An 18,117-nucleotide genomic window follows, 5' to 3' on the forward strand; every position below is an offset into this window, starting at 1 on the left:
GGGAGACATCATGGGCCGCTATGCGATCAGGCGCCTGCTCCAGGCGATCCCTGTTCTGCTGGGTTCCACATTTCTCATCTTCTGCACCGTCTATGCCCTGCCCGGCGATCCCGTGGCCATCCTGGGCGGTGAACGACGCATCGACCCCGTGCTCGCGGCGCAGCTGCGTGAGCAGTACGGGCTCAACGATCCGCTGATCGTGCAGTACTGGCACTACATCACCGGCGTCTTCGTCGGCGACTTCGGTGAGACCTTCCAGGGCGTCCAGGTCAATGATCTGTTCGCGGGCAAGTTCGGGGTCACCATTCAGCTCGCGTTGACGGCTCTCGTCATCGAGGGGATCGTCGGTCTCGGTCTCGGTCTGCTCGCGGCTCTGCGCCGCGGCCGCTGGGAGGACTACAGCATCCTGGCCCTGACGCTGCTGCTGGTGTCGGTGCCCACCCTGGTGAGCGGCTTCGTCCTGCAGCTCGTTCTCGGCGTCAAGCTCAAGACGTCCCTGGGCATCGACTTCTTCCCCATCTCGGGCACCGACGCGGGGTGGCGGAGCTTCCTCGTGCCGGGCTTCGTACTCGCGGGCACGTCGATCGCCTACCTGGTCCGGCTCACCAGAACCAGCCTCATGGAGACCCTGAGGGCCGACTACATCCGCACGGCGATCGCCAAGGGCATGCCGCGCCGGAGGGTCCTCGGCAGGCACGCGTTGCGCAACTCGCTGATCCCCCTGATCACCTATCTGGGCGCCGACCTCGGCTCACTGATGGGTGGCGCGGTGATCACCGAGGCGATCTTCAACCTGAACGGGATCGGCCAGCAGCTCTTCCAGTCGGTCGCACGGCGTGAGAACGCCGTCGTGGTCGGCATCGTCACGGTTCTCGTCCTGGTCTACCTGCTCGCGAACCTCATCGTCGACCTGCTGTACGCCGTCCTCGACCCCAGGATCCGCTATGAGTGACCTGAACACCGTCACGGCGCCCAAGGCGCCCTCGCGCAGGAAGCCGAAGGAGAAGAAGCCGGCCAGCCTCTGGTCTGACGCCTGGTACGACCTGCGCAGGAACAAGGTCTTCGTGATCGGCTCGTTCATCGCGGTCGTGCTGATCCTGATGGCGATCTTCCCCGGGGTGTTCGCGCCGCAGAACCCCACGGCCTGCAACCTGGCCGACGCCCGCCAGGGCATCAGCTCGGCCCACTGGTTCGGCCTGGACAACCAGGGCTGTGACACCTACGCGCGCGTCATCCACGGCGCTCGGGTCTCGATCCTGGTCGGCGTGCTGACCTCGCTGGTGACCGGCCTGGTCGGCGGCGCTCTCGGCCTGATCGCCGGCTTCTACGGGCACTGGGTCGACGTGATCCTCTCCCGCGTGGCCGAGATCTTCTTCGCCATCCCCTCGATCCTCGGCGCGCTGCTGCTGCTGTCGGTCGTCGGAAGGGACCAGGCGGGCGTCTGGACGGTCGTGATCGCGCTGGCGATCCTGGCCTGGCCGATGGTGCTGCGCATCATGCGCGCGGCCGTCATCACCGCCAAGAACCAGGACTACGTCACCGCGGCGCGTGCGCTGGGCGCGAGCCCGTGGCGCCTGTCGGTGCGGCACATCCTGCCCAACGCGCTGGCGCCCGTCATCGTGGTCTGCACGATGAACCTGGGCGTGTTCATCGCGGGCGAGGCGGCGCTGTCGTTCCTCGGCGTCGGCATCCAGTCGCCCAACATCTCGTGGGGTCTGATGATCGCCGACGCGCGCAACAGGTTCCTGATGGCTCCGGAACCGCTGATCTTCCCGGCGGTCTTCCTGAGCATCACGGTCCTGAGCTTCGTCATGATCGGCGATGCCGTACGAGACGCACTCGACCCGAAGCTGCGATAGAGAGGGGGGAATCGCAATGAAGAAGAAATCGGCACTGGACGTGTTGCCGGCCGAGGGAGGGCTGGGCAACGAGCCGCTGCTGGCCGTGGACAACCTGCACGTGGAGTTCCACACCAGGGCGGGCGTCGTCAGGGCGGTCAACGGCGTCAGCTACTCGCTGAACGCCGGTGAGACGCTCGCCGTCCTCGGTGAGTCGGGTTCGGGCAAGTCCGTGACCGCGCAGGCGATCATGGGCATTCTCGACATGCCGCCCGCGAAGATCCCCCAGGGGGAGATCCGTTTCCACGGCACCGACCTGCTGAGGCTGTCGGAGGAGGCCAGGACCCAGGTCCGCGGCGAGCGCATCGCGATGATCTTCCAGGACGCGCTCTCCGCGCTGAACCCGGTCTTCACCGTGGGCTGGCAGATCAGCGAGATGTTCCGCGTGCACCGCGGGATGAGCAAGCGCGACGCCACGAAGAAGGCCGTCGAGCTGATGGACAGGGTGCGCATCCCCGCGGCCAGGCAGCGGGTGAACGACTACCCGCACCAGTTCTCCGGTGGCATGCGCCAGCGCATCATGATCGCGATGTCCATCGCGCTCGACCCCGAGGTGCTGATCGCCGACGAGCCGACCACCGCGCTCGACGTGACCGTGCAGGCCCAGATCATGGAGCTCCTCGCGGAGCTCCAGCGCGAGAGCAACATGGGCCTGATCCTGATCACCCACGACCTCGGTGTGGTCGCCGACGTCGCGGACAAGATCTCGGTCATGTACGGCGGGCGGATCGTCGAGAACGCCCCGGTGTACGACATCTACAAGGCCCCCGCGCACCCCTACTCCAAGGGCCTGCTCGACTCGATCCCCAGGGTCGACATGAAGGGCCAGGAGCTGTACGCGATCAAGGGCCTGCCGCCCAACCTGCTCGACATGCCCTCAGGCTGCGCGTTCCACCCCCGGTGTCCCTACCGGCAGGACAACTGCGTGACCGACGTCCCCCCGCTCTACGAGATCAGCGGCGTGCGCGGCAGCGCCTGCCACTACTGGAGGGAGGTCCTCGATGGCAGCCGTGGGTGAGCCGATCCTCGAGGTCCGCGACCTGGTCAAGCACTTCCCGCTGACCCAGGGCATCGTCCTCAAGCGGCAGATCGGCGCGATCAAGGCCGTCGACGGCGTCTCGTTCGACCTGAACAAGGGTGAGACCCTCGGCATCGTCGGCGAGTCCGGCTGCGGCAAGTCGACGCTGGCCAAGCTGCTGATGGCGCTGGAGCGGCCGACCTCGGGCTCGGTCAAGGTGAACGGCCGTGAGATCGCCAACGCCAGGGGCGCGGAGCTCAAGCGGATGCGCCGCAACATCCAGATGGTGATGCAGGACCCCTACACCTCGCTGAACCCCAGGATGACCGTCGGCGACATCATCGGCGAGCCGTACGACATCCACACCGAGGTCGCGCCCAAGGGCGACAGGCGCAAGAAGGTGCAGGAGCTGCTGGAGGTGGTCGGCCTCAACCCCGACCACGTCAACCGCTACCCGCACCAGTTCTCCGGCGGTCAGCGTCAGCGCATCGGCATCGCGCGAGGACTGGCGCTCCAGCCGGAGGTCATCGTCTGCGACGAGCCGGTGTCGGCGCTGGACGTGTCGATCCAGGCGCAGGTCATCAACCTGCTGGAGCGGCTGCAGAACGAGTTCGACCTGGCCTACATCTTCATCGCCCACGACCTGTCGGTGGTGCGCCACATCTCCGACCGGGTCGGGGTGATGTATCTGGGCAAGTTCGTCGAGCTCGGCAAGGACACCGAGATCTACGACAAGCCCGCCCACCCCTACACGCAGGCGCTGCTGTCGGCGGTGCCGGTGCCCGACCCCGAGGGGAGGGAGCAGCGCGAGCGGATCATCCTGCAGGGCGACCCGCCCTCGCCTGCCAACCCCCCGTCGGGCTGCCGCTTCCGCACCCGCTGTTGGAAGGCGCAGGAGATCTGCGCCGAGCAGGAGCCGCTGCTGCAGATCAGGCCGGGCACGAGCCATGAGAGCGCGTGCCACTTCGCCGAGACGCACGACGTGGTGCACGCCGGCTGAGTTCCGTGAAGAAGCTCCCCGCACGCCTTTGGGTGGGGAGCTTCTTCGTTGCTGCCCTACTTGGTGGCGGGAACCGCGCCGAGAAGGTGGTCGACCGGCGTCGCCTTACCGGAGGCGACCGCCTTGGTGGCGGGCGCCACCGCGTAGGTGACAGGTGCCTTCGTGTCGGTGGAGGACGCCTTCGTGTCGGTGACCGGGGCCACCGCGTTCGTGGTCGGTGCCTTCGTGCCGGAGGCGGGCGCCATCGCGTTGGTGGCGGGGGCCACCGCGCTCGTGGCGGGTGCCTTCATGTTGGTGGCGGGGGCCATCGTGTTGGTGGAGGGTGCCACCGAGTTGGCCGGTGCCACCGCGTAGGTGACAGGTGCCTTCGTGTCGGTGGAGGACGCCTTCGTGCCGGTGGCCGGGGCCACCGCGTTCGTGGCGGGTGCCATCACGTTCGTGGTCGGTGCCTTCGTGCCGGAGGCGGGTGCCATCGCGTTGACGGCGGGGGCCACCGCGGTCGTGGCGGGAGCCTTCGTGTCGGTGGCGGGTGCCGCTGCGCCCGTGACGGGTGCGGCCGCGCCGGTGGCGCCGGGCAGACCCGTGACAGGAGCTGTCGCCGGGGCCGCAGCGCCCGTGACCGGAGCGACAGCGTCTGTCACGGGAGCCGCCGCGTCGGAAACAGGAGCCGCGGCGCCCGTGACGGGAGCGGCCGCGTTGGTGGCGGGTGCCATCGAGTTGGCGGCGACGGGAGCCGCCGCGCCTGTGGCGGGTGCCACAGCGTCCGTAGCGGGTGCCACAGCGTTGGTGGCGGGTGCTACCGCCCCCGTGGCGGGTGCCGCATCGTTCGTGGCGGGTGCTACCGCCTCCGTAGCGGGCGCCACATCGTCCGTGACGAGTGCCGTGTCGTCCGTGATGAGTGCCGTGTCGTCCGTGACGAGTGCCTCATCGTCGGTGGGTGCTACCGCGTTGGTGGCGGGTGCTGCCGAGCCTGTGGTGGTCTCGGCCGCGGTGGTGGCAGGCGCCGCAGCTCCCGTGGCGGGAGCGGCGGCGCCTGTGGCGGGTGCGGTCGCGCCGGTGGCGGTGAGATCGCTGATGGGGTCGGGGCCGTGGAACGCTTCGGCAGAAGCGGCTGAGACGGGTCCTGCCATCGCGAGTCCGAGCGTGGCGGCGGCGCCGACGAGAATATGACGGATCATGGAAAATTCCCCCTGAAGGCAACGTGCCAGAACGCGAGATCCAACACGTTCCGTAATTGACAGTTACTGTCCGTGTTCATCAGTAGAACATGTCAGGGGTTAATAGATCAATCCGGGTCACCCATAGCGATGATCGCCGAACCGTGACCAAAGAGTCCCTGGTTGACGGCCATGCCCACGCGGGCGTTCGCGACCTGCCGGGCGCCCGCGGTACCTCGCAACTGCCAGGTCAGTTCGCAGACCTGCGCGATCGCCTGGGCGGGGATCGCCTCGCCGAAGGAGGCCAGGCCGCCCGAGGGGTTCACGGGGATCCGGCCGCCGAGCGCGGTGTCACCCGCGCGCAGGAGCTTGTCGGCCTCGCCCCTCGCGCACAGGCCGAGGTCCTCCATCCAGTCCAGCTCGAGCGCGGTGGAAAGGTCGTAGACCTCGGCGAAGGACAGGTCGCGGGGTCCGAGCCCGGCCTCCTCGTAGGCCGCGTGGGCGAGGGCGGCACGGAAGGGGACGCTTTCGCGCACGGGCGGGTCGGTGGCGAAGTCGGGCAGGTCGAGAACGGTCTTGGGGTAGGTGGGCGTGACCGTCGCGACCGCGGCGAGCGTCACCGGGCCTGGCGCGCCGATCCTGCGGGCGTAGGCGGCGGAGGCGAGCACGAGCGCCGCGCCGCCGTCGGAGGTGGCGCAGATGTCCATGAGGCGCAGCGGGTCGGCGACCATGGGAGAGGCGTGGACCTCCGCCGCCGTGACGGGTTTGCGGTAGCGGGCGTTGGGGTTCAGCGATCCCGCGAGGGCGTTCTTGACCTTGACCGCGGCGAAGTCGTCGGGCGTCGAGCCGTACAGGGCCATCCGCCTGCGGGCGGAGAGCGCGAAGTAGGCGGGGTTGGTGGCGCCGAGCAGGCGGAAGCGCAGCCAGTCGGGATCGTCGGGCCGGTCGCCTCCGACGGGCGTGAAGAAGCCCTTGGGGGTGGCGTCGGCGCCGATGACCATGGCGACGTCGCAGAGGCCCGCCATGATCCTGGTGCGGGCGAGGTCGAGGGCCTGGGCGCCGGAGGCGCAGGCGGCGTAGCAGGAGGCGATGCGGGCGCCCGACCAGCCGAGCGCGCGGGCGTAGGTGGCGCCCGCGACGAAGCCCGGGTAGCCGTTCCTGATCGTGTCCGCGCCCACGACGAACTGCACGTCGCTCCAGGCGATGCCCGCGTCGGCCAGGGCGGCCCTGGCGGCGGCCACGCCGTACTCGTGGAAGGGCCTGCCCTGCTTGCCCCATGGGTGCATGCCCGCGCCGATCACGACCACGCTCATCGCGGCAGCCCCCACATCCAGACGGCGTGGCCGTCGGCGAGCGTGCCGGCGGTCAGCTCCACTTCCATCCCGACGCTGAGGTCGTCGACGGTCAGGTCCTTCACCTGGCCGAGCACGACGATACGTTCCTCGTCGAGCTCCACCGCCGCGAGCGTCACCGGCTCGTACGGCTCGGCCGCCACGAACGGCGCGGGCGGCGGGTAGCAGGCGTTGGTGTAGGACCACACGGTGCCGCGCCTGGACAGCCTGTGCTCCACGAGGTCTTCTCCCTCGCACAGCGGGTCGCGGCAGAAGCCGTGGTGCGGAGGGAAGAAGACGGCCTGGCAGGTCGTGCAGCGGGTGCCGAGCAGGTCGATGCCGTCGAACCACGTCATGAGGAGCAGTATCACACAAGCGCTTGCTCGGTACTAGCGCCGCCTCCTCCTGCTGAGCGCCACCACCCTGGCCGCCATCGTCGCCGCCAGCGCCAGCAGCGCGGCGATCACCAGCAGTCTGGTGTCCGTCCCCTGGTCCGACGGGCCGCCGCCGAAGTACGGCCGACCCGCGGGCGCGGTGACCGGATCCCGCTCGCCCAGGCGGCGGGCCTCGGCCAGCGCGTGAGCCGCGTTCACCACGCCGTGGCCGTAGTCCTTGCTGTGCCCCTCCCTGTCGGCGCCGCTCTCGATCGCCCGCCGTACCTGCAGCGGGGTGAGGTCGGGGTAGGCGGACCTGACCAGCGCGGCGATGCCGGCCACCATCGCGGCGGCCGAGCTGGTGCCGTCGCCGATCACGTAGGAGCGGGGGCCGTCGGCGCTGACGATCTGCTTGCCCGGCGCGACCACGGACAGGTAGGTCTGGCGGTTGGAGAAGCCCGCCACCTTCAGCTTCCTGTCGACCGCGCCGACCGCGATCACCCCGGGGTAGGCGGCGGGGAAGTTCTTCCTGTTGGGGCCGTCGCCGTCGTTGCCCGCCGACGCGACGAGCACCGCGCCGCGCTCCAGCGCGTACTGCACGGCCTCCTCCTCCGCGGCCGAACCCTCCCATGTGCCGCTGCCGCCCCCGAGCGACATGCTGATCACCTGTGCTCCGTGGTCGACCGCGTAGCGGATGCCCCTGGCCAGCGAGTCCTGCCCGCGGGTCCTGGTGCGCTGCAGCTCGCGGCGCGGATCGTCGTTCTCCAGCGTCACCCGCACCGACAGCACGGTCGACTCGGGCGCGATGCCGATGACCCCGTCGGCCCTGCCCTTGCCGTGGCCGCGCCCGGCGATCAGGCTGGCCATGCCCGTGCCGTGGTGGCCCCAGCGGCCGCCGCCGGGAGCCTGTCCCGTGAGGTCGGGGCCCTTGACGACCGCTCCCGCCAGGTCGGGGTGGCGGGCGTCGACACCGGTGTCCAGCACGGCCACCGTGACGCCGGCGCCCCTGGTGAGGCGCCAGGCCTGCTCCATGTGCAGCGTGCCGAGCTGCCACTGCCGTTCGCGCGCGGTGGCCGCCACCTCGTCGGCGACCGTCGGCGTGCTGATCGCGAGCAGGGCGGCCACCAGCGGGGCGGCGAGCGCCCGCCTCATCCGGTGAGCCGCCGGTGGATCGCCGCCGCCAGCTCGCGGGCCACTCTGCGCAGGCGCGGCGTCGCGCTCTCGTCCTTCGTGTACGGCCTGCCGTCGGTGTACCCGGCCGCGGTCATGACGACGTAGCGGTCGTCGGAGCTCACCCGCGCGCCGGTGATGTACTGCCGGGAGCCGAACAGCTCGGCGGGACCGCCGGGGACGGTGTAGGGCCTGACGGTGGCGGGCCTGGCGTCGCGGGGCTCGTCCCGGCGCGCGGGAGGGCCGGTGAGGACGGCGATGCCGGCGGTGGCGGCGAAGGTCTGGGTGCTGTCGACGTAGGTGGCGCGCAGGGCGGTGAGGCAGCCGTGCAGGCCGGTGTCGCGATGGAAGGCGCGGGTGCACGGGGTCTCGGGCGCGATGCCGGCCAGGACGTAGGCGGTGCGGGCGCCCGACGGTGTGGTGCCCGCGAGCCTGGCGGGGAAGACCTCGGAGGCCGGCCATGCTCGCCATCGCTCCGCCACCGGGGGCTCGGTGTTCGGCCAGATCATGGTCATGATGGGGATGAGGGCTAGGGAGAGTCGGATCACGTCGGCCTCGGAAGGGGGGAGAGGGACGCTTCGGTGCGGTGAATTCTGGCACGCGCGCGATGGCTCAATCCGACGGTTCGGTAAACAGCCCGATACGCGGTGTAACTACCACTTCCGGCTCTTCACCCACATAAACCCCTTTTGTCACACCGGTTTCACCAGGACGATCGCCCCGAGAGTCGGGTTTCTCCTGTCGTGCCGTCCTCGGAAAACCCGGAGCCCCGGCCTGCGGACGGGCACGCCGCCACCGACCGCGGACGGCCGGTCAAGGCAGGGCGCAGAGGCGGACGTGGGCGCCGGGCGGGAGACCGAGGCGCTGGGCCGCGTCCCCCGAGTTGACCGCCAGCGCGATCAACCCGGCCGAGTCCGTGAAGGCCACCAGTTCCCCAGGCGGAACCGCGGCGAACGACTCGCGATAGGGCAACGAGAGCTGCCGCCGCCCCATCCACACCCCCAGCGTGTCCCCGACCCGGACCCCGACCGCGGCCAGGTCGTCGGCCGCGATCGACAGCTGGGTGTTGCCGAACCTGTCCACCGAGACGACCTCGCCCTCCACCGCCCCCTCACGCACATGCGTGACGGGCGAGGGCAGGGAGGCGAGCCTGTCCAGCGGGATCTCCGGCCCGACGTCCGACAGCTTGCGCCCCGTCGACAGGCGGGCCGCCACGGGCGAGAAGAGGTCACGGCCGTGGAAGGTGGGCGAGACGGGGGTGAGGAACAGGTCCCTGTTGGTGATCTCGTAGGCGGCCGTGGCGCCCCCGCTGGTGGTGATCGCCCAGGACAGCAGCCCGTTGTCGGGGCCGATGTAGATCCGGCCGCCCGCCTCGACGGCGACCGCGCGGCGGGCGCCGCCCGCGCCGGGGTCGACGATCCCGACGTGGATCCCCTCGGGCAGGTAGGGGACGGTCTGAGCGAGGATCGCCGCGCCTCTGCGGACGTCGCCCGACGGCACGAGGTGGCACACATCGATCACGCGGACCTGCGGAGCGATCCTGGCGATCACTCCGTGACAGGCGGCCACATACCCGTCTTCGAGTCCGTAGTCGGTGAGAAGCGTGATGACTGGGCTCACACTTCGTGACTGTACGTCTCCTCAACCGCCGTGAACAGCCGCACTCCGCACATTACGATGGGCCACGGGCCGCGCCGACCGAGGAGGAGACCATGGACACTGCACCGGTCAGCGGTGACAGTGCTGCCCAGGAACCACCACGACCCCTGTCCGAGCGCGACCTGAGGATCCTCGCCTTCGAGCGCCAGTGGTGGCGTCACGCGGGCGCAAAGGAGCACGCGATCCGCGACGCCTTCGGGTTCTCCGCCACTCGCTACTACCAATTGCTGGGCGATCTCATCGACAGGCCTGAGGCGATGGAGCACGACCCGATGCTGGTCAAGCGCCTGCGGCGGTTGAGGGCGGCCCGCCAGAGGGAGCGCGCGGCCCGCAGGCTGGGAATGCGCCCCTGACTGCCTGGGTACGGCCAGCCGCGTGATGAGCAATCCAGGAATCCAAGCCATTGTGCGCGATCCGGGCGGCGCGGTGATCGGGCTCGACTTCGACGGCACGCTCGCGCCGATCGTGCCCGACCCCCGCGATGCCAGGAGCCATCCCGCCGCCCCGCCCGTCCTCGCCGAGCTGGGCGGCAGGGTCAAGGCGGTGGTGATCGTGACCGGCAGGCCGGCCGCCACCGTCATCGAGTACGGCCCCGGGCTGGAGAAGGTTCAGGGACTGGTGGTGCTCGGTCACTACGGGTTCGAGCGCTGGGAGGGCGGCAGGGTGAGCGCCCCGCCGCCGCCACCAGGCGTCATGCGGGCGAAGGCGGAGCTGCCGCGCCTGGTCGAGGGCATCCAGGGCGTGACGATCGAGGACAAGCAGCGGGCGGTGGCCGTGCACACCAGGCGCGCCCCCGACCCCAGGCAGTCGCTGGAGCGGCTGCGCGAGCCGCTCGCGAAGCTGGCGGCGGCGCACGGCCTCGTCGTCGAGCCGGGCCGGATGGTGCTGGAGCTGCGGCCGCCCGGCATGGACAAGGGGCACGCGCTCGACCTGTTCCTGGCCGAGAGGGCGGCACGGTCGGTGCTGTTCGCCGGCGACGACCTGGGCGACCTGGCGGCGTTCGAGGCCGTGCGGGCCTCCGGGCTCCCCGGAGTGACCGTGTGCAGCGGCTCGACGGAGGTCACCGAGCTCGCCGAGCGCGCCGACCTGGTCGTCGACGGGCCCGAAGGCGTCGTCGCGCTGCTGACCGAGCTGTCGGCAGCGATCCGCGATTCATCTGCAACCGGGGCAGGCTAGCTTCGCGCTCATGCTGATGACATTGGCCGTGACGGCCTCGCTCGTCCTGACCGGAGCCCACACCGACACGCAGTCGCTGTCCTTCAGAGGTGCGACGATCAAGGTGCCCGCCGCGTGGAAGGTCAAGAAGTCCGGCTTCGGCTCCGTCCATGTGATCACCGGACCGTGCAGCAAGAAGGCGGTCGACTGCCAGGGGTTCTGGCTGCACGGCCCGCAAAGCATCAAGTACGCCTCGGAGGGCAACCCGTTCAGGGTCGACCAGCCCTACCACCCCAGCAGCGGCGTGATGGAGTGCACGCACGACAAGCGCTACTACTCCTCCCCGCTGCCGGAGAAGCCGACGGTCTCGGGGCTCAGGCAGGTCGGCAGCGGGCACAAGGCGTACCACAGGGAGTGGAAGATCACCTGTCACAGCCAGCAGACCTTCAAGCCGACCAAGGTGACCTACCCGCAGCGGATCTGGTACCTGCCCGCGTCGAAGATCCTGATCGTGGACGAGTGGTCGACGCCGGGGCTGGGGGCCGCGCTCAAGCGGGCCGTCTGGCGCTGAGCACCCCGCCCGCGGCCAGGCCCGCCAGCACGGGCACCATCAGGAACGAGGTGTGCGTGCCGTAGCCGTCGGCGAGGGCGCCGAGGGCGAACGGGCCCACGCCCATGGCTGGCCCGGCCCACACGGGGGAGGCCGCCGAGGCCAGGTCGGGGCGGTCGCCGGAGGCGGCGATCACCCCGGCCGGCGCCGGCGTCCCGCCCCTGGTGGTCGCTCAGCGCGGCCATCGCGGTGTAGAGCATGACCGAGCCGAAGCCGCCCGCGATCGCGAAGCCGGTGAGGGTGGCCGGTAACACGGGGGTCAGCCGGTCAGAGGCTGGCAAGCTGCTCGCCGAGCCATCGCCGCGGGGGAAGGGCGGTGGCGGCCTTCTTGAGCCTCGCGCATCGCCGTATCCGCTCCTCCTCCGGCATCTCCAGTCCCGCGCGCAGTGCCTCGGCCGTCTCGCCGACGTCATAGGGGTTGATCACGAGGGCGTCGGCGCCCAGCTCGGCCGCCGCGCCCGCCTCGCGCGAGAGCACGAGCGCGCAGCGCGGGGACAGGATCGGGCCCTCCTTGGCGACCAGGTTCATGCCATCGCGGATGGGGTTGACCAGCAGCACGTCGGCGAGGCGGTAGGCGGCGAGGGAGCGCGGGTAGTCGTCGTTGACGTTGAGGATCAGCGGATCCCAGTCCTCGGTGGCGTACTCGTCCTCGATCTCCTTGGCGCAGCGTTGCACAGCGGCGGTGTATTCGCGGTATTCGGGCAGGTCGTGGCGGGATGGGTAGGCGAAGGCGAGGTGTACCACCCGACCATGCCATTCGGGGTGGGCGGCCAGGAACTCCCTGTAGGCCAGCAGGCCGCGCACGATGTTCTTCGACAGCTCGGTACGGTCGATGCGCACGATCAGCCTGCGGTCGCCGACCTGCTCGCGCAGCGCGGCCATGTTGGACTCGACGTCGGGCTCGCAGGCACGCTTCCACAGCGAGTCGCCGTCGACGCCGAGGCCGTGCACGCCGATGCGGGTGGTGCGGCCCTCGTGGCTGACCGTCCTGTCGAAGACCTTGGCGCCCAGCAGGCTCTGGCAGCAGTCCATGAACGCGCCGGCCCACCGCTCGGTCAGGAATCCGGCGTGGTCGGCGCCGAGGATGCCTTCGAGCACCTCGCGCGCGACCTCGTCCGGCAGCAGCGAGAAGTACTCGGGAGGCGCCCACGGCGTGTGGCTGAAGTGGGCGATCCGCAGGTCGGGGCGTTCGGCGCGGAGCATCGCAGGGGTGAGCGTCAGGTGGTAGTCCTGCACCATCACCTTGGCGCCGTGGCCGGCCTCCTCGGCCAGTGCCAGCGCGAACGCGCCGTTGTAGTCGCGGTAGGACTCCCACTCCTTCGTGAACCTGGTGCCGAAATAGGGGGCGTTAGGCGTGTCGTACAGCAGGTGGTTGACGAACCAGAGGGTCGAGTTGGCCACCGCGTTGTACGCGCGGTGGAAGGTCGCAGGGGGGATGTCCAGCATGCGCAACTTGCCGGTGTCGTAGCCCGCCTGGTCGAGCCGCCCGCCAGGAGCAAGCCGTGCGGCGCTGCGGTCGCCGTCGGACAGCGCGGCGCACACCCAGAGCACGCCCTCGTCCCTGACCACTCCCGAGAGCCCGGAAACCAGGCCCCCGCCACCGCGTTTCATGGTCAGGTCGCCGTCGTCGGAAACGGTGAAGGAGACAGGGCCACGGTTGGAAGCCACAAGAACGCTGTTCACAACATCCACCATGACCCCGAACATAGGATCTCGCTATGGCCCTAGATGAGCTAACCGAGGAACTGGCCCGCTCCGCCGCGGGAGGCGATCATCGCGCGCTTGGCGAGCTCCTGAAGCGGATCGAACCCGACGTGCTGCGACACTGCGCCCGTATCCTGCCGTACCACCAGGACGCCGAGGAGGCCTGCCAGGACACCCTGCTCGCCGTGGCCCGCAACATCGGGCGTTTCGAGGGCAGGGCCAGGTTCAGCACCTGGCTGCACATCGTGACGGCCAACTGCGCGCGCACCACCTACAGGTCGCTGAAGCGCAGGGCCGCCGAGCAGACCTCGGAGGAGCTGCCCGTCCAGAAGCCCGACGTGCGCAGGGTGAGCGTCATCGCGGGGTCGAGGCTCGACCTGCTCGACGCGATGGAGGCGCTGGAGGCCGACAAGCCCGACCTGGCTCAGGCGCTGGTGCTGCGCGACATCGTCCAGCTCGACTACAACGAGGTGGCCGAGCAGCTGGGCATCCCGCTCGGCACCGCGAAGTCGCGGATCCACCAGGCGCGCAAGTACGTGCAGGCCGCGCTTGGTGATACATATCGTCTCAGCTAGCGAGACGGTTGGTCGTGTCAGGGGCACGGCCGGGTATCGTGATGCCCACAACTCCATATTGCTCATCCAGAGGGGTGGAGGGACCGGCCCTGCGAAGCCCCGGCAACCCTCCCGGACTGAACTCGTGAAGTGACGAGGCCGGCCGGGACAGGTGCCAATTCCGGTCTGTGACCAAGGCGGTCGCAGACGAAGATGAGGGAAGGCCTCGCTTCATGTCGCTTGACTTCGGTCCTGCTGTCGCTCTGTCCTGCCGCGAGTGCGGCGCGCGCTACGACCTCGGCCCCAGCTTCGCGTGTCTGGAGTGTTTCGGGCCGCTCGAGGTGGCCTACTCGTTCGGGTCCGTCTCCCGCGCCGACATCGAGGCAGGACCGGCCAACATCTGGCGTTACCGCTCGCTGCTGCCGGTGCCCGTCGACGTGGCGAGCAAGCAGAACATGAACCCCGGCTGGACGAAGCTCGTCAAGGCCGACAACCTGGGCAAGGCCCTCGGCATCCGCGACCTGCACGTGAAGGACGACTCGGGCAACCCCACCCACTCCTTCAAGGACCGCGTGGTCGCCATCGCCGTCGAGGCGGCGCGCAACTTCGGCTTCCACACCCTGTCGTGCTCGTCCACCGGCAACCTGGCCGGCGCGGTGACCGCGGCCGCCGCCCGCGCGGGGCTCGACGCCTGCGTGTTCATCCCGGCCGACCTGGAGCAGGCCAAGATCGCCATGGCGCGCGTCTTCGGCGGCAAGCTGGTCGGCATCCAGGGCACCTACGACGAGGTCAACCGCTTCTGCTCGGAGCTCATCGGCGACCCGCTGGGTGACAAGTGGGGCTTCGTCAACGTCAACCTGCGGCCCTACTACGCCGAGGGTTCCAAGACACTGGCCTACGAGATCGCCGAGCAGCTCGGCTGGCGGCTGCCGGACCAGATCATCATCCCGGTGGCCTCGGGGTCGCAGCTCACGAAGATCGACAAGGGCTTCAAGGAGCTGATCGCGCTCGGGCTGGTCGAGGACACCCCCTACAAGATCTTCGGCGCGCAGGCGCTCGGCTGCTCGCCGGTCTCCACGGCCTTCAAGGCAGGCCACGACGTGGTGCAGCCGGTCAAGCCGGACACCATCGCCAAGTCGCTGGCCATCGGCAACCCGGCCGACGGGCCGTACGTGCTCGACATCGCGCGCCGTACGGGCGGGGCGGTCGAGGACGTGACCGACGCCGAGGTGGTGTCGGCGATCAAGCTGCTGGCGTCGACGGAGGGCGTCTTCGCCGAGACCGCGGGCGGGGTGACCGTGGGCGTGCTGAAGAAGCTCGTCGACACGGGGCAGCTCGACCCCTCGCTGACCACCGTGGTCCTCAACACCGGTGACGGTCTCAAGACGCTCGACGCGATCGCGGACGACGCGACGCCCACGGCCGTGATCAGGCCGTCCCTTGACGCGTTCCGCGCGGCTGTCTGAAAGGAAAGGTAGAAGTCATGAGCGTTTCGGTGCGGATTCCCACCATCCTGCGCACGTACACGAACGGCAGCGCGGAGGTGAGCGGCGAGGGCGCCACGCTTCGCGAGGTGCTGCAGAAGCTGGACGCCGACTACCCGGGTATCGGTGCGCGAATTTTGGATGAATCGGGCAAGATTCGCCGTTTTGTCAACGTTTATGTTGGGGAAGAGGATGTCCGATTCGTGGGCGGACTCGACAGCGTCACCCCTGAAGGCGCGCAGATCTCCATCATCCCCGCCGTGGCCGGCGGCTGACCCTTTTCGGTCGTCACGAACGCCCGCGAGGTTTTCCTCGCGGGCGTTTTCATGTCCTTTGACCGTTTTTAAGGCGCTTCTTCCTCCTGAGGGGCAGCTGGACGCCGCCGTGGCCGTGTGGGCAGGGGCTCCTGGGACCGCTGCGAGGAAAGGCCGCAGCTCGGGGCGCGGGCGACACGTTGTTTTTCGCAAGAAGATGGAACATTTAACTAACCTTTCCGCGACTACAAGAATGCCTACCGCGAACACCGAGAAGTAGTTTGGCGATTGACTCTGTTGTTCTACGGCATGCCACAGGTATGGTCGAGGGCGATCGTCCGGCTGATTTCCCCATAAGTCGTGCCGATCGCGGATCTCGCGAGTGAATGGGCGGGGTCCAGAGCCAAGTAAGAGGAGTCGGAAGTGGCGCAGGGCACCGTCAAGTGGTTCAACGCGGACAAGGGCTACGGCTTCATCGCGGTAGACGGTGGTAAGGATGTTTTCGTCCATTACTCAGCGATCATGATGGATGGCTATCGGTCGCTCGAGCAGGGCCAGCGGGTCGAGTTCGAGATAACCCAGGGCCAGAAGGGTCCCCAGGCGGAATCCGTCAGGACGGTCTGAACCATCAAGAACCGGCAGCTCACACGGCAGCGCAGTCCGTGAGGATCTGTCATGTCCTTTTCGTCGATTCGGCAGGCCTGATCCGCGTCAGCCGGTCGGGCCTGCCCGCCGTACTCTGGAGTCATGGGACGTTGGTCTGAGCTGCCCGGGCGGGTTCTGCCCGAGGACATGGTCGAGCTCCACGAGACCGAACCGCCACGTGACGATGTGATGGGCGCGGGCTTGACCAGAGAACAGGTCCTGATGATGACCAACTTGCTAGGCTGACCTGCGGGGAAGTGCCTCTCGGTTGCACTCGCCAGGGTAGAGTGCTAAACAGTTCGTTAGCACTCTCGTTATGAGAGTGCCAGAAACTGGGATCGAGACGATGGGGCCCGCCGAATGGAGTCGGGCCCATGCCGTCGCGGGCGTCGGCTCGGTCCGCTGAAAGCCACCCTGCATCTGGGAGGTCTAGCCTTATGGCAGCCAAGATGATCGCGTTTGACGAGGACGCCCGGCGCGGTCTCGAGCGCGGTATGAACCAGCTCGCCGACGCCGTCAAGGTGACCCTCGGCCCCAAGGGCCGCAACGTCGTGCTGGAGAAGAAGTGGGGCGCTCCCACGATCACCAACGATGGCGTGTCCATCGCCAAGGAGATCGAGCTCGAGGACCCGTGGGAGAAGATCGGCGCCGAGCTGGTCAAGGAAGTCGCCAAGAAGACGGACGACGTCGCGGGTGACGGCACCACCACCGCCACCGTGCTCGCCCAGGCGCTGGTTCGCGAGGGCCTGCGCAACGTGGCCGCAGGCGCCAACCCGATGTCCCTGAAGAAGGGCATCGAGGCCGCCGTGGAGCGCGTGAGCGAGGAGCTCTCCAAGCTCGCCAAGGACGTGGAGACCAAGGAGCAGATCGCCTCCACCGCCTCCATCTCCGCCGGTGACGCCGAGATCGGCAACCTCATCGCCGAGGCGATGGACAAGGTCGGCAAGGAAGGCGTCATCACCGTCGAGGAGAGCAACACCTTCGGCCTCGAGCTTGAGCTCACCGAGGGCATGCGCTTCGACAAGGGCTACGTCTCCGGTTACTTCGTGACCGACCCTGAGCGCATGGAGGCGGTCCTCGAGGACCCCTACATCCTCATCGTCAACTCGAAGATCTCGGCCAACAAGGACCTGCTGCCCCTGCTCGACAAGGTCGTGCAGTCCGGCAAGCCGCTGCTGATCATCGCTGAGGACATCGAGGGCGAGGCTCTGGCCACCCTGGTCGTCAACAAGATCCGCGGCCTGTTCAAGTCGGTCGCCGTCAAGGCTCCCGGCTTCGGCGACCGCCGCAAGGCGATGCTGGGCGACATCGCGACCCTGACCGGCGGTCAGGTCATCGCCGAGGAGGTCGGCCTCAAGCTCGAGTCCGCCACCCTCGACCTGCTCGGCCGCGCCCGCAAGGTCGTCGTCACCAAGGACGAGACCACCATCGTCGACGGTGCCGGTGACCCCGAGCAGATCGCCGGCCGGGTCAACGAGATCCGCGCCGAGATCGAGCGCACCGACTCCGACTACGACCGCGAGAAGCTCCAGGAGCGCCTGGCCAAGCTCGCCGGTGGCGTCGCCGTCATCAAGGCGGGCGCCGCGACCGAGGTCGAGCTCAAGGAGCGCAAGCACCGCATCGAGGACGCCGTTCGCAACGCGAAGGCGGCCGTCGAGGAGGGCATCGTCCCCGGCGGTGGCGTGGCGCTGCTGCAGGCCGGCACCAAGGCGTTCGACAAGCTCGAGCTCCAGAGTGACGAGGCCACCGGCGCGGCGATCGTGAAGAAGGCGCTGGAGGAGCCGCTGAAGCAGATCGCGGTCAACGCCGGCCTCGAGGGCGGCGTCGTGGTCGAGCGCGTGCGCAACCTCACCCCGGGTGAGGGCCTCAACGCCGCGACCGGCGAGTACGTCAACATGTTCGAGGCGGGCATTCTCGACCCGGCCAAGGTGACGCGCTCCGCGCTGCAGAACGCCGCCTCCATCGCGGCGCTGTTCCTCACCACCGAGGCCGTCATCGCCGAGAAGCCCGAGAAGAACGCGGCTGCTCCGGCGGGCATGCCCGGCGGCGGAGACATGGACTTCTAAGTCCTGGCTTCTCAGTCCTGACGAATCAGGGCGACCCC

21 protein-coding genes and 1 riboswitch are annotated in these 18,117 nt (G+C 69.1%); of the genes, 13 read left to right on the forward strand and 8 right to left on the reverse strand.

Annotated elements, in window-relative coordinates:
* The first annotated feature begins 10 nt into the window (after nt 1–10).
* Genes AC3EO4_RS21630 through AC3EO4_RS21645 form a run of 4 tightly spaced genes read left to right on the forward strand, consistent with a single transcriptional unit; the run spans nt 11 to nt 3,916 of the window.
* Nucleotides 11–952, forward strand: coding sequence for an ABC transporter permease (locus tag AC3EO4_RS21630; protein WP_379581225.1), 942 nt, complete (start codon nt 11–13; stop codon nt 950–952).
* Entirely contained in the window at nt 945–1,859 is a 915-nt protein-coding gene (locus AC3EO4_RS21635) for an ABC transporter permease (protein WP_379581226.1), read from the forward strand. Before AC3EO4_RS21630 ends, AC3EO4_RS21635 begins: the two co-directional genes overlap by 8 nt.
* Nucleotides 1,860–1,875: 16 nt before the next feature.
* Nucleotides 1,876–2,916: an ABC transporter ATP-binding protein gene (locus AC3EO4_RS21640; RefSeq protein ID WP_379581227.1), complete on the forward strand. Its 1,041-nt coding sequence runs from the start codon at nt 1,876–1,878 to the stop codon at nt 2,914–2,916.
* On the forward strand, nt 2,900–3,916 hold the full coding sequence (locus AC3EO4_RS21645; RefSeq protein WP_379581228.1) for an ABC transporter ATP-binding protein: 1,017 nt from the start codon (nt 2,900–2,902) through the stop codon (nt 3,914–3,916). The genes AC3EO4_RS21640 and AC3EO4_RS21645 overlap by 17 nt, the downstream gene beginning before the upstream one ends.
* Nucleotides 3,917–3,972: 56 nt before the next feature.
* On the opposite strand, the gene AC3EO4_RS21650 is transcribed toward AC3EO4_RS21645, so the two are convergent.
* From AC3EO4_RS21650 to AC3EO4_RS21675, 6 genes are all read right to left on the reverse strand, one after another.
* On the reverse strand, nt 3,973–5,094 hold the full coding sequence (locus AC3EO4_RS21650; protein ID WP_431897367.1) for a ribosomal eL19 family protein: 1,122 nt from the start codon (nt 5,092–5,094) through the stop codon (nt 3,973–3,975).
* A 107-nt stretch (nt 5,095–5,201) separates the two neighbouring features.
* The gene (locus tag AC3EO4_RS21655) at nt 5,202–6,386 is read right to left on the reverse strand and encodes a lipid-transfer protein (RefSeq protein ID WP_431897369.1); all 1,185 of its coding nucleotides are present in this window, start codon (nt 6,384–6,386) and stop codon (nt 5,202–5,204) included.
* The gene (locus AC3EO4_RS21660; protein WP_379581231.1) at nt 6,383–6,760 is read right to left on the reverse strand and encodes a Zn-ribbon domain-containing OB-fold protein; all 378 of its coding nucleotides are present in this window, start codon (nt 6,758–6,760) and stop codon (nt 6,383–6,385) included. The genes AC3EO4_RS21655 and AC3EO4_RS21660 overlap by 4 nt, the downstream gene beginning before the upstream one ends.
* Before the next feature lie 33 nt (nt 6,761–6,793).
* Nucleotides 6,794–7,930, reverse strand: coding sequence for a type VII secretion-associated serine protease mycosin (gene mycP, locus AC3EO4_RS21665; protein ID WP_431897371.1), 1,137 nt, complete (start codon nt 7,928–7,930; stop codon nt 6,794–6,796).
* Nucleotides 7,927–8,463, reverse strand: coding sequence for a hypothetical protein (locus AC3EO4_RS21670; protein ID WP_431897372.1), 537 nt, complete (start codon nt 8,461–8,463; stop codon nt 7,927–7,929). The genes mycP and AC3EO4_RS21670 overlap by 4 nt, the downstream gene beginning before the upstream one ends.
* A gap of 298 nt (nt 8,464–8,761) precedes the next feature.
* Nucleotides 8,762–9,568: an SAM hydrolase/SAM-dependent halogenase family protein gene (locus AC3EO4_RS21675; protein WP_379581234.1), complete on the reverse strand. Its 807-nt coding sequence runs from the start codon at nt 9,566–9,568 to the stop codon at nt 8,762–8,764.
* A gap of 92 nt (nt 9,569–9,660) precedes the next feature.
* On the opposite strand from AC3EO4_RS21675, the gene AC3EO4_RS21680 reads away from it, so the two are divergent.
* Genes AC3EO4_RS21680 through AC3EO4_RS21690 form a run of 3 tightly spaced genes read left to right on the forward strand, consistent with a single transcriptional unit; the run spans nt 9,661 to nt 11,333 of the window.
* Nucleotides 9,661–9,960 (forward strand): DUF3263 domain-containing protein, encoded by a 300-nt coding sequence (locus tag AC3EO4_RS21680; protein ID WP_379581235.1) that lies wholly within the window; start codon nt 9,661–9,663, stop codon nt 9,958–9,960.
* 25 nt (nt 9,961–9,985) lie between these two features.
* Nucleotides 9,986–10,783: a trehalose-phosphatase gene (otsB, locus tag AC3EO4_RS21685; RefSeq protein ID WP_379581236.1), complete on the forward strand. Its 798-nt coding sequence runs from the start codon at nt 9,986–9,988 to the stop codon at nt 10,781–10,783.
* Nucleotides 10,784–10,793: 10 nt separating this feature from the next.
* Nucleotides 10,794–11,333 (forward strand): hypothetical protein, encoded by a 540-nt coding sequence (locus AC3EO4_RS21690; protein WP_379581237.1) that lies wholly within the window; start codon nt 10,794–10,796, stop codon nt 11,331–11,333.
* On the opposite strand, the gene AC3EO4_RS21695 is transcribed toward AC3EO4_RS21690, so the two are convergent.
* The gene (locus tag AC3EO4_RS21695; RefSeq protein ID WP_431897375.1) at nt 11,311–11,508 is read right to left on the reverse strand and encodes a hypothetical protein; all 198 of its coding nucleotides are present in this window, start codon (nt 11,506–11,508) and stop codon (nt 11,311–11,313) included. The two genes, AC3EO4_RS21690 and AC3EO4_RS21695, sit on opposite strands and share 23 nt — an antisense overlap.
* Before the next feature lie 131 nt (nt 11,509–11,639).
* A complete protein-coding gene (locus tag AC3EO4_RS21700; RefSeq protein ID WP_379581239.1) occupies nt 11,640–13,067 on the reverse strand; it encodes an alpha,alpha-trehalose-phosphate synthase (UDP-forming) in 1,428 nt (475 codons plus the stop codon).
* Between the two features lie 23 nt (nt 13,068–13,090).
* On the opposite strand from AC3EO4_RS21700, the gene AC3EO4_RS21705 reads away from it, so the two are divergent.
* The 6 genes from AC3EO4_RS21705 (at nt 13,091) to groL (ending at nt 18,079) form a co-directional block, all read left to right on the forward strand.
* Complete coding sequence (locus AC3EO4_RS21705) at nt 13,091–13,651, forward strand: RNA polymerase sigma factor (protein WP_183654570.1); 561 nt, start codon at nt 13,091–13,093, stop codon at nt 13,649–13,651.
* A gap of 59 nt (nt 13,652–13,710) precedes the next feature.
* Nucleotides 13,711–13,850: riboswitch (SAM riboswitch) on the forward strand.
* Nucleotides 13,851–13,863: 13 nt separating this feature from the next.
* Complete coding sequence (gene thrC, locus AC3EO4_RS21710; protein WP_379581240.1) at nt 13,864–15,096, forward strand: threonine synthase; 1,233 nt, start codon at nt 13,864–13,866, stop codon at nt 15,094–15,096.
* A 17-nt stretch (nt 15,097–15,113) separates the two neighbouring features.
* Nucleotides 15,114–15,389 carry a MoaD/ThiS family protein gene (locus AC3EO4_RS21715; RefSeq protein ID WP_379581241.1) on the forward strand — a complete coding sequence of 92 codons (276 nt, stop codon included), beginning with the start codon at nt 15,114–15,116 and terminating at the stop codon, nt 15,387–15,389.
* Between the two features lie 402 nt (nt 15,390–15,791).
* Nucleotides 15,792–15,992: a cold-shock protein gene (locus AC3EO4_RS21720; protein WP_106250594.1), complete on the forward strand. Its 201-nt coding sequence runs from the start codon at nt 15,792–15,794 to the stop codon at nt 15,990–15,992.
* Between the two features lie 123 nt (nt 15,993–16,115).
* Complete coding sequence (locus AC3EO4_RS21725) at nt 16,116–16,259, forward strand: hypothetical protein (protein ID WP_379581242.1); 144 nt, start codon at nt 16,116–16,118, stop codon at nt 16,257–16,259.
* Between the two features lie 191 nt (nt 16,260–16,450).
* The gene (gene groL, locus AC3EO4_RS21730; protein WP_379581243.1) at nt 16,451–18,079 is read left to right on the forward strand and encodes a chaperonin GroEL; all 1,629 of its coding nucleotides are present in this window, start codon (nt 16,451–16,453) and stop codon (nt 18,077–18,079) included.
* The last annotated feature ends 38 nt before the right edge of the window (nt 18,080–18,117 follow it).

The organism is Nonomuraea sp. bgisy101 (assembly GCF_057708945.1).

Excerpts from the sequence above, each read along its gene's own strand:
- AC3EO4_RS21680 (WP_379581235.1), top strand. The coding sequence starts at position 9,661 with ATGGACACTGCACCGGTCAGCGGTGACAGTGCTGCCCAGGAACCACCA.
- AC3EO4_RS21655 (WP_431897369.1), bottom strand. The coding sequence starts at position 6,386 with ATGAGCGTGGTCGTGATCGGCGCGGGCATGCACCCATGGGGCAAGCAG.
- AC3EO4_RS21635 (WP_379581226.1), top strand. The coding sequence starts at position 945 with ATGAGTGACCTGAACACCGTCACGGCGCCCAAGGCGCCCTCGCGCAGG.
- thrC (WP_379581240.1), top strand. The coding sequence starts at position 13,864 with ATGTCGCTTGACTTCGGTCCTGCTGTCGCTCTGTCCTGCCGCGAGTGC.
- AC3EO4_RS21705 (WP_183654570.1), top strand. The coding sequence starts at position 13,091 with ATGGCCCTAGATGAGCTAACCGAGGAACTGGCCCGCTCCGCCGCGGGA.
- groL (WP_379581243.1), top strand. The coding sequence starts at position 16,451 with ATGGCAGCCAAGATGATCGCGTTTGACGAGGACGCCCGGCGCGGTCTC.
- AC3EO4_RS21725 (WP_379581242.1), top strand. The coding sequence starts at position 16,116 with ATGGGACGTTGGTCTGAGCTGCCCGGGCGGGTTCTGCCCGAGGACATG.
- mycP (WP_431897371.1), bottom strand. The coding sequence starts at position 7,930 with ATGAGGCGGGCGCTCGCCGCCCCGCTGGTGGCCGCCCTGCTCGCGATC.
- AC3EO4_RS21660 (WP_379581231.1), bottom strand. The coding sequence starts at position 6,760 with ATGACGTGGTTCGACGGCATCGACCTGCTCGGCACCCGCTGCACGACC.
- AC3EO4_RS21715 (WP_379581241.1), top strand. The coding sequence starts at position 15,114 with ATGAGCGTTTCGGTGCGGATTCCCACCATCCTGCGCACGTACACGAAC.
- AC3EO4_RS21700 (WP_379581239.1), bottom strand. The coding sequence starts at position 13,067 with ATGGTGGATGTTGTGAACAGCGTTCTTGTGGCTTCCAACCGTGGCCCT.
- AC3EO4_RS21640 (WP_379581227.1), top strand. The coding sequence starts at position 1,876 with ATGAAGAAGAAATCGGCACTGGACGTGTTGCCGGCCGAGGGAGGGCTG.
- AC3EO4_RS21650 (WP_431897367.1), bottom strand. The coding sequence starts at position 5,094 with ATGATCCGTCATATTCTCGTCGGCGCCGCCGCCACGCTCGGACTCGCG.
- AC3EO4_RS21690 (WP_379581237.1), top strand. The coding sequence starts at position 10,794 with ATGCTGATGACATTGGCCGTGACGGCCTCGCTCGTCCTGACCGGAGCC.
- AC3EO4_RS21630 (WP_379581225.1), top strand. The coding sequence starts at position 11 with ATGGGCCGCTATGCGATCAGGCGCCTGCTCCAGGCGATCCCTGTTCTG.
- AC3EO4_RS21645 (WP_379581228.1), top strand. The coding sequence starts at position 2,900 with ATGGCAGCCGTGGGTGAGCCGATCCTCGAGGTCCGCGACCTGGTCAAG.
- AC3EO4_RS21670 (WP_431897372.1), bottom strand. The coding sequence starts at position 8,463 with ATGACCATGATCTGGCCGAACACCGAGCCCCCGGTGGCGGAGCGATGG.
- otsB (WP_379581236.1), top strand. The coding sequence starts at position 9,986 with ATGAGCAATCCAGGAATCCAAGCCATTGTGCGCGATCCGGGCGGCGCG.